Annotated in this window: 1 protein-coding gene; it reads right to left on the reverse strand. The window is 58.7% G+C overall.

The features are described from left to right. On the reverse strand, nt 1-242 hold a 242-nt coding region (locus PY649_RS35380), incomplete at both ends, for a porin (protein ID WP_285873647.1).

Genomic DNA, 242 nt, shown 5'->3' on the forward strand with positions numbered 1-242 from the left:
CTTCGACGATGGAGTCATAACCACCGACGACGCGGAACTGCCATGCACCAGCCTTGTAGCCGGCACCAGCAACGACGTTAGGAGCGTAGTGGTTCTGCTCGGACTTAACCCAAGCGCCGCCGAAGGAAGTCGCGTCAGCGCCGGAGTTGGAATCTTCCACCGAAACCACAGCCGTGAAGCCGTTGCCGGCGTCATAGTTGTAGGTGATCTGGTTGAGTTCGTACGGGCCGTCATAGATCACG

The sequence above is a fragment of the Rhizobium mayense genome, assembly GCF_030272705.1.
Taxonomy (GTDB): domain Bacteria; phylum Pseudomonadota; class Alphaproteobacteria; order Rhizobiales; family Rhizobiaceae; genus Rhizobium; species Rhizobium mayense.